A 7,616-nucleotide genomic window follows, 5' to 3' on the forward strand; every position below is an offset into this window, starting at 1 on the left:
CCATGACCAGCAACAGCCGCCGGCCCGGACGGGCCTGGATCATCACCCCCGGCCTGCACGGAGACCGCTTCGCCAGCGCGCAGAAGTCCGGCGCCGCGGTCGCCGTCGTCGACATCGAGGACTCCGTCGCCCTCCCCGACAAACAGACCGCCCGCACCGCCTCCGAAGCGTTCTTCGCCCTCCCCGACCCGCCGTGCACCCTCGGCATCCGGATGAACAGCCTCACGACGATCGACGGCATCAAGGACCTCGCCGCCCTCGCCGCCTACACCGCCCGGCCTGACCTCATCGTGGTCCCCAAGGTGGAATCCCCCCGCGACATCGAACTCGTCGCCGCCGTGCTCGACGCCGACGGCTACACCCCCGACATCTGGGCGCTGATCGAAAGCCCCCGGGCCTTCAACACTCTCCCCGCGATCATGCGCGCGCCCCGGCTCGGCGGCGTCATCTTCGGCTCCGCCGACTACGCCGCCTCCGTCCACTGCGGCCTGGGCTGGGACGCCCTCCACTACGCCCGCTCGGCCCTCATCAACGCGGCCACCGCCGCGAACATCCCCGCCATCGACGCCCCCACCTGGGAACTCGACGACCCCGGCATCCTGCGCCGTGACGCCGAGCGGGCCAAGGAAATCGGCTTCTACGGCAAGGGCTGCATCCACCCCCGCCACGTACAGGTGATCAACGAGGTCTTCACCCCCACCACCGAGGAGGTCGCCCAGGCCCGCGCCATCGTCACGGCCGCCGACGCCAGCGGCGGAACGGTGACCACCGTGGACGGGCAGATGCGCGGCACCCCCTTCTTCAACCGGGCCCGCGCGCTCGTCGCCGAAGCGGACCGTACGTCATGAGCCCCGGCCTGCCCCACAGCTACCGCCACGTCGGCGAGGACCGGATCCGCGAGAGCGTCGGCCTCTCCTACCCCGAACTCGCCCCCGGCCTGATCATCGAACACCGGCCCGGCCGGACCGTCACCGAACTCGACAACCTCCTCGGCGCCGCCCTGAGCGGCAACGTCGCCCCCATCCACACCGATGCCCACTACAGCAGCCAGACCCAGTGGGGCCGCATCCTGGTCTGCTCCGGCGTCACCCTCAACCTCGTGGCCGGCATGACCGTCCGCAGCATCAGCGGCCTGACCACCGCCAACCTCGCCGTCGACCAGGTGCGCTTCACCGCGCCCGTCCACATCGGCGACACCCTGTACGCCGAGACGAAGATCCTCACCCGCCGCGCCTCCGAGAGCCGTCCCGACACCGGGGTCATCACCTGCCACACCACCACACACAACCAGGACAGCACCAGCGTCCTGGCCTTCACCCGCACCTTCCTCGTGCCTCTGGACGCCGACGCCGCCCGCGACGCCACCCACTACTGAAGGCGGACCATGAACCAGCAGCTGACCTTCGCCCCGGCCGATGACGGACTGTGGGAGCAATACGATCAGCTCGCCACCCGCGCCTACGGCCACCCGATCGGGGACATCACCCACCTGCGCGAGCACGCCGACCTCCAGGTCGCCGTCCGCGGCGGCCGGGTCGTCGCCGGCGGCCTCGGCCTCCTCGTCGATCAGTTCTTCGGCGGCGCTCCCGTCCCCAGCGCCTGCCTCGGCGACGGCTGCGTGGCCCCCGAGGAGCGCGGCGAGCACCTGGCCACCGACATGGCCACCGAACGACTGCGCCCCCTGATCGAGCGCGGAGCGGTGATCTCCGCGATCGTGACCTCCTCCACCGGCTACGCTCGCCGCCTCGGATGGGAAGCCCCCACCGGCGTCCTCGCCTGGGCGGTGGCCACCGACGACCTCAAACGCTCCTTCGCCAGTGAGGACTTCGAGGTCGAGCACGGACTGACCGACGAAGCCGAAGCCCTCCAACGCGACCTCGCCCGCCAGTGGAACGGCCCCGTCCACCGGCCCACCTGGTGGACCCGGTGGAAGCACGACAAGAGCAACCTCACCACCTACCGCTTCGCCCGGCCCGACCACCCCACCGCCGGCCTGCTCAGCCTCACCACCAAACGGCACGAGCGCCACGGCATGAGCCTGGTCGTCCACGACTTCTGGGCCGCCAGCCAGCCCATCGCCGCCGCCATGCTCGCCTTCCTCGGCCACCACAACACCCGCGCCCGCACGATCGAGTTCCGGCGCGGCGCCCTCCCGCCCTACCCCACCCTCCTCCACGGACTCCGCCATCACCGCACAACCGCTGAAGCCTGGCACCCCTGGATGCTCCGCATCCTCGACGTCCCCGAGGCAATCCGGCTCCGCGGGTGGCCCACCGACCTCACCACCGCCGTACCGATGGAGATCGAGAACGAGACCGGCGACTGGGGCCGGTGGATGCTTCAGGTCAGGGCCGGAGCGGCCGAGATCGTCCCCACCCACGTCGAGGGACAGGTGACCTTCACACGGCGCCAGCTCGCGGTCTGGTACGCCGGGGGCTACCGTTCCTCCACCTCGGCCCGCATGGCCGGAGTCCACGCCGTATCGGAGAAGGCCCTCACGGCCCTCGTCCGCAGCACGGCACAGTTCGAGCCCTGGCTGCCCGACCACTTCTAGCAGCCACGGGGGTTTCCCCCTGTCACCTTGCCTGAATGTCGGCAAACGATGCCGACACTCACCACCGTGATCACAAACCCGCAGGTGGGCGCTGTCGGCAACTCGCTGTTCCCTGTACAGCGCCCAGCTGGGGTTCATCAACCGGCAGGAGGCGATCATCGCCATGAACGAGCCGGACATCGAGGCGTGCCAGATCTGCAACCCGCAGACGGGGCTGGCCTAAGCACTTTTCGGCTTTCGGGCGCCGGTCTTCTTCGCCGCGGCCTTGTTCGTTGACGACGTTTTCTTGGCTGCGGTCTTTTTCGCCGGGGCCTTCTTCGCGGTCGCCTTCTTGCGGGGCTTCATCGCGTGGATGGTGGCGTGCTCGCCCTCGCCGCGGGATTCCTTGGCCTTCTTCACTGAGGCGTTCAGAGCGGCCATCAGGTCGATGACACCGCCGGGCGCACCTTCCCCTTCCTCGGCTGGCTCGGGTGGGGCCTTGCCCTCAGCCTTCGCGGCGATGAGCTCCTCCAGCGCTTAGCCGCCAGGACCATCGCGCACACGAGGGCAGCCCTGAACACGAACGCTCGGAAGAGGCGACGGAGGAGGTGGTATGAGGATGCCGGTAATCAGAATCGTTCCTATCAGGTCAAAGCCTGCGCGCACGGCGGTCGGAACGTGGCGGCGAAGGCCACCGGCTCGCAGCTGGGGTAATGAGCGGGGCCTGCCTGCCGTGTTCGCGCCCCGGCACGCTTCTTCCGCGCTCCTCTGGCGGAGTGAATGCGCAGGAGATCGCCCGCATCCGGTCATGGCGGCCGGGGAGTCTGGTGCCGTGATCAAAACTGTGAAGCGCGTCGCGGCCTTCGCCGCCCTGGCCCTCATGCCGCTCGCCGTTGCCGCCACTACCGCCTCCGCCTCCTCTCCGGCCGGCGGGGTGCGGGCGGCGATTGACTGCCCGTCCGGCTATGTCTGCATCTACCCCGAGATCAACTTCGGCGGCCAGCCCTGGGTCCGCCGCGCCGTCGACGGCGGCGTCAAGGACTTGCCCTCCGAGATCCGGGACCGGGGCAGCTCCGTCCGGAACAATTCCGACCGAACCGCCCGCGTCTACGAGAAGCGGAACTACTCCGGCCGCTGGGTGTGCGTGACCCGCAGCGGCGGCTCCATCCACGACCTGCGCGGCTACAACCTCAACGACCAGACCCGATCCCTGAAGATCAACCGCAACGACTGCGGCTGACCCGTCCACGAACCGGTGGCCCACCCCATTCCTCCGAGGTGGGCCACCATCGTGGGCCTGAGCGGTTGAGCCCAGGACGGACGGGTGATCACCCCCTGCGGCCTCCCAGTCGTTGCCCTGAGGTTCCCCCGGCGTGCGCAGCGCGAAGACGCCCGGGGTCCGGGCGGCCGATGCGCGGGTCAGCCCCAGAGCTTTCGGGTGAACTCCTTTGCCCACTGAATCCGTTCGCGGTGTGTGCCGTGGGGCGTGCACGGGGCGTTGGGCGCGGCATCGCACTTCGGGCAGGTGACGTCCATTGCGTGCCAGGTTCGCGCCGGCGAACCACTCCCCTGTTCTCCCCACCTTTCCCTGCGCGGCTGCAGCGGCTGGGCTATGGCCTTGCGGGTTTGCAGGATCCGGCGCAGGCGTTCGTCGTGGGGAATCTGCCGCGTCTTGCCAGGCCCGACGCGGTCGTCGTTGGCACACGCCTTCCCCGGCCCGGCGTGGCATCGCGGACACGTCCCTCTGTACCAGTCCCCGCGTGCCACCTGGTGGTGCAGCCGGGGCTCGTCCTTCTTCATCTCCGGCCGCTTGTCCCGGGCCTTCGGCGGGCGCACCTGGCCAATCTGCTTCTGAACCGGGAGTGCACGTTCGGGTACAGCCGCCCGCTCGCGTTCCACACGCGCCTTCCAAGCCTCAACCTGGTTTGCTTCGCGCGACGGGAGCTGATCACCAGCCATAGCGGCCATTTCGACGAGCTGCTCGACCCGGCGGCGCTTGTCCGCCTGGGACATAGAGCGGCCCTGGCGGCGCAGGGTACGCAAAGTCGCTCGCACCCGCTGCACCGCCTCCGCTCCCCTCCAGGCTTTCCTCCGGCGGGCCTCCGCCTCGGCTTCGGCTTCGGCGCTCAGCTTCCGGGCAGCTTCTTCCTGCTCCCTGACCAGCGCGGCAAGGAACTCGGCTGCTGCTCCCACGGTTTGGTTCTCGGCGTCGGTGCGGTCGTGGGCTGCGACCGCGTTTACACGGGCCAGCAGCCCGCGGGCCTCCTGAACGTTCTCCTCGGCCACCGCGTCGCCCAGGCGGCAGAACATCTGCCAGCGGACTACGGCCTGCTCCTCCAGCCAGACCTTCGCCTCCTCAAGGGCGGCGTCGATCTGCGTACGGGTCTCCTGGTCCACGCCGTCCATGGTGGCGAGAGTGCTGCTCACCCTGTTCACCACGACCACGGCCCCCACGGTGCGGGCCTCGTGGAGGCGGCGGAGGAGGACCTGGGCCTGGGCCCTCGTATCCGGCGCCTTCCTGCTCTTCCCCGACGGCCGACGGGCCGGCGGGGGCGCGCTGCGCGAACGGACGATCCGCTCGATGGCCGGCGTCGACAGCCCACGCTCCGTCATCTCGCACTCGTCCAGGCCGAACCACTCGGTGGGCCGCGCGAACGCCTCGGTGCCGATACGGACCCGGCGGGTGGTGCCCTCGCTGTCCAGACGGATGCGATGGACATACCAGCGGCGGATCAGCGTGTCCCGGTCCACCGGCACCGACACCCCGAGCACCGGCTCCAGGCCGTCCTCGTCCCACGTGGGCTCCACCGCCTGGTCCAGGTGTACGCGCAGCCCACGTGCCGTGAACCGGATGTCGACCACGGAGCCGATCGCCGCGCCGTCCGGCCGGGCGAAGTCGAAGCCGAAGTCGGCCTGATCACCGCAGCCCCGGAACCAGGCCGTGGCCGCGGACTTCACGTACAGGTGGTCGGCGCTGGCGACTCCCCGGGCATGGCGCCCGCAGACGTGGGGCAGTCCGTCCGGGCCCGGGTGGTGAGCGAAGTGGCACACGCGGTCGGTGTAGAGCTTCGTTGTCAGCTGGCCGCCGCAGCCGCCGAGCAGCAGCCCGCACCAGAACGTGTCGTCACTGTGCCGGCGTCGGAAGGCGTCCAGCTCGATCGCCTCCAGCGGCAGCATCAGCGGCTCCTCCGAGTCCGCACTCCCCAGGACCGCCGTCTGAATCTGCCGCCTGTCACCCCGCACGAACCCCCACCTTTCGTCCCAACTCATCGTGTCAGTTCGGGTGTTGGTCCAACAGGTCATCGCAGGGATCAAGCCGTCGTGCGCAGCAGAGCAGGGTACGCGACAACAGCCGCGGTTCCGGCCTGCTGAGCAACGCGCTCGGCACGCGCCCGCCGAAGGGCGGCCACCTCGGTGGCGGCGACTTCGCGGCGGCGCTGGGCGCGGGCCGCGTCGATCGCCAGCCGGTCGGCCGACGCCTCCTCCGGCTCCGGGAACGCGCGCCGACTCAGCTCGCGCATCGCGCGGGTCTGCCGCTCGACTGCTTCCGCGATGCCCTGGTCGACGTGCCGGTCCGTCCGGGTGGCCTGGTGGGCGGCGAGCGCCTGTGGAAGTCGCCGCACGCCATATCGCGAGTCTTCACCAGCGCCTCGGCAGTGCCCGCCGTTGGGGCAGTGTCCGCCGCCTGGTGGACTGAACAATCGGAACCCGGTGCGGAGCCGGTCGTTGCGTAGGCATGGCACGCAAACAGGTAGACACTGCGGCCCGCCGCGTCCCGGGCCGCAGCCGCACAACGAATTAGGCCCCGTCCCAAGAGGACCCCGCGTCCTCGTGACCACCCTGCACGATGCCGGGGCGCTCTCCCGAGAAGCGATTCGGTGCACGGCCGTGTGCAGTGGTCGTGCCGGCTGTCCACGGCCGCGCCGCTGATTCAGCGGACGTGCACCGTCACCACGTCAGAGGCTTGCAAGCGCACGGGATTCTGGTCATGCGGGCTGGTCAGGCCGTACAGCACCGCACGGAATTCCAGGTTGCCGCGGCGTGCGGACGTGCCGTGTGCAGTGACCCGCGCGTCGCCCTCGACCGCGGCGCTGCAATTTTCCTGGTGCCACCCTTCGCCGAAGCCCTTCTCCTCCAGGCACAGCTGATGCAGGTAGCCGGCGCTGTCATCGCCGCCATGCGCCTTGACCGTGATGGTCTTGCCGACATGCGCCGTGCGCGGCGCCGTGATGTCCACGCCGCCCTTGGCGAATGCCGGCCCGGCGGCCAGAGTCACTGAGGCCAGACCCAGCGCACCGATCACAGCCACACGGCCGCACCGCGTCTTTACCCAAGTCTTCTTCGTCCTGGTCATGGACTTCCCTCCCTCGGATCCCCCACCTGGTGAGACCCACCCCTTCGCGAAGGCGCCCGGTGCGCCTCACTATCCAGATGAGCCGGCCGCCTCGCACGTTGCCCCTCGCCCAGCGCCGTTACGAATTAACGACATAACTTGCTAACCATGGCCTGATCCCACCAACAGCCACCAAATCGCTTTTATCGAGCCCGACTTACCTCCGCTCTCGCGGAGAGGACCGTCGTTGTCGTTTCGGTAGATCACTGGTGCCCCGGCTCACCTCCGCTCTCGCGGAGAGGACCCCTTTCTGACCTGCATGTCTAGAGGGGCTTTGCATTTTCTTGACTATGTCTCTGGAAAGCAATCAAGGTCAGGCCGTCGAAGTCCGTTGGCTTCCGTCGCCTCTTGCCAACTGTTCGAATATCGAAGCCCTGCTCATTGTTCGATGGGTATGCCAGCACAGCCATGCCGTCCGCTGTACACGCGGTGACAGACGACCAGAGTTCGTCGCGGACGCGAGCGGAGACAGTGCCTATGTATAGCTCGGGTGTGACTTCGAGAAGCCAGCGAGTGAGGGCGCCCCGTAGGTGGTCAGGCACAGCGGTAGCTGAGATGACGATCATTGAAGCTCCGCCATCTTGAAGTGGCTGGACAGCGGGGTGGCGTGACCTGGTTTCGGGGTGCTCGTGCTGGTCGTGGGCGGCAGTCTGTGTTGTAGATCGTCCGGCGGGGTGGTTTTGCCGATGA

10 protein-coding genes are annotated in these 7,616 nt (G+C 69.1%); 5 read left to right on the forward strand and 5 right to left on the reverse strand.

The features are described from left to right. The first annotated feature begins 2 nt into the window (after window positions 1-2). From ACGFU7_RS42230 to ACGFU7_RS42245, 4 genes are all read left to right on the forward strand, one after another. A complete protein-coding gene (locus ACGFU7_RS42230) occupies window positions 3-848 on the forward strand; it encodes an HpcH/HpaI aldolase/citrate lyase family protein (protein ID WP_393703525.1) in 846 nt (281 codons plus the stop codon). Beyond that, window positions 845-1,375 (forward strand): MaoC family dehydratase, encoded by a 531-nt coding sequence (locus ACGFU7_RS42235; RefSeq protein WP_393703527.1) that lies wholly within the window; start codon window positions 845-847, stop codon window positions 1,373-1,375. The genes ACGFU7_RS42230 and ACGFU7_RS42235 overlap by 4 nt, the downstream gene beginning before the upstream one ends. 9 nt (window positions 1,376-1,384) lie before the next feature. Further along, window positions 1,385-2,554, forward strand: coding sequence for an enhanced intracellular survival protein Eis (gene eis, locus ACGFU7_RS42240; RefSeq protein WP_393703529.1), 1,170 nt, complete (start codon window positions 1,385-1,387; stop codon window positions 2,552-2,554). A gap of 91 nt (window positions 2,555-2,645) precedes the next feature. Continuing rightward, window positions 2,646-2,777 (forward strand): DUF6233 domain-containing protein, encoded by a 132-nt coding sequence (locus ACGFU7_RS42245; protein WP_393703538.1) that lies wholly within the window; start codon window positions 2,646-2,648, stop codon window positions 2,775-2,777. Here the strand turns inward: ACGFU7_RS42245 and ACGFU7_RS42250 are convergent. Continuing rightward, on the reverse strand, window positions 2,774-2,974 hold the full coding sequence (locus tag ACGFU7_RS42250; protein WP_393703530.1) for a hypothetical protein: 201 nt from the start codon (window positions 2,972-2,974) through the stop codon (window positions 2,774-2,776). The genes ACGFU7_RS42245 and ACGFU7_RS42250 overlap by 4 nt on opposite strands. 391 nt (window positions 2,975-3,365) lie before the next feature. Between ACGFU7_RS42250 and ACGFU7_RS42255 the strand changes: the two genes are divergently transcribed. Then, the gene (locus tag ACGFU7_RS42255) at window positions 3,366-3,773 is read left to right on the forward strand and encodes a peptidase inhibitor family I36 protein (protein ID WP_393703531.1); all 408 of its coding nucleotides are present in this window, start codon (window positions 3,366-3,368) and stop codon (window positions 3,771-3,773) included. 179 nt (window positions 3,774-3,952) lie between these two features. Here ACGFU7_RS42255 and ACGFU7_RS42260 read toward each other — a convergent pair whose 3' ends face one another. From ACGFU7_RS42260 to cas2e, 4 genes are all read right to left on the reverse strand, one after another. Further along, complete coding sequence (locus ACGFU7_RS42260) at window positions 3,953-5,776, reverse strand: hypothetical protein (protein WP_393703533.1); 1,824 nt, start codon at window positions 5,774-5,776, stop codon at window positions 3,953-3,955. 68 nt (window positions 5,777-5,844) lie between these two features. Continuing rightward, a complete protein-coding gene (locus ACGFU7_RS42265; protein WP_393703534.1) occupies window positions 5,845-6,156 on the reverse strand; it encodes a hypothetical protein in 312 nt (103 codons plus the stop codon). A gap of 308 nt (window positions 6,157-6,464) precedes the next feature. After that, window positions 6,465-6,887 carry a hypothetical protein gene (locus tag ACGFU7_RS42270; protein WP_393703535.1) on the reverse strand — a complete coding sequence of 141 codons (423 nt, stop codon included), beginning with the start codon at window positions 6,885-6,887 and terminating at the stop codon, window positions 6,465-6,467. Window positions 6,888-7,189: 302 nt separating this feature from the next. Then, window positions 7,190-7,492, reverse strand: coding sequence for a type I-E CRISPR-associated endoribonuclease Cas2e (cas2e, locus tag ACGFU7_RS42275; protein ID WP_393703537.1), 303 nt, complete (start codon window positions 7,490-7,492; stop codon window positions 7,190-7,192). Window positions 7,493-7,616 lie beyond the last annotated feature (124 nt).

Source organism: Streptomyces sp. NPDC048473 (assembly GCF_043200155.1).
Lineage (GTDB): Bacteria > Actinomycetota > Actinomycetes > Streptomycetales > Streptomycetaceae > Streptomyces.

Coding starts and splice junctions, on each gene's coding strand:
- cas2e (WP_393703537.1), bottom strand. CDS start 7,492: ATGATCGTCATCTCAGCTACCGCTGTGCCTGACCACCTACGGGGCGCC.
- ACGFU7_RS42270 (WP_393703535.1), bottom strand. CDS start 6,887: ATGACCAGGACGAAGAAGACTTGGGTAAAGACGCGGTGCGGCCGTGTG.
- eis (WP_393703529.1), top strand. CDS start 1,385: ATGAACCAGCAGCTGACCTTCGCCCCGGCCGATGACGGACTGTGGGAG.
- ACGFU7_RS42235 (WP_393703527.1), top strand. CDS start 845: ATGAGCCCCGGCCTGCCCCACAGCTACCGCCACGTCGGCGAGGACCGG.
- ACGFU7_RS42250 (WP_393703530.1), bottom strand. CDS start 2,974: ATGGCCGCTCTGAACGCCTCAGTGAAGAAGGCCAAGGAATCCCGCGGC.
- ACGFU7_RS42230 (WP_393703525.1), top strand. CDS start 3: ATGACCAGCAACAGCCGCCGGCCCGGACGGGCCTGGATCATCACCCCC.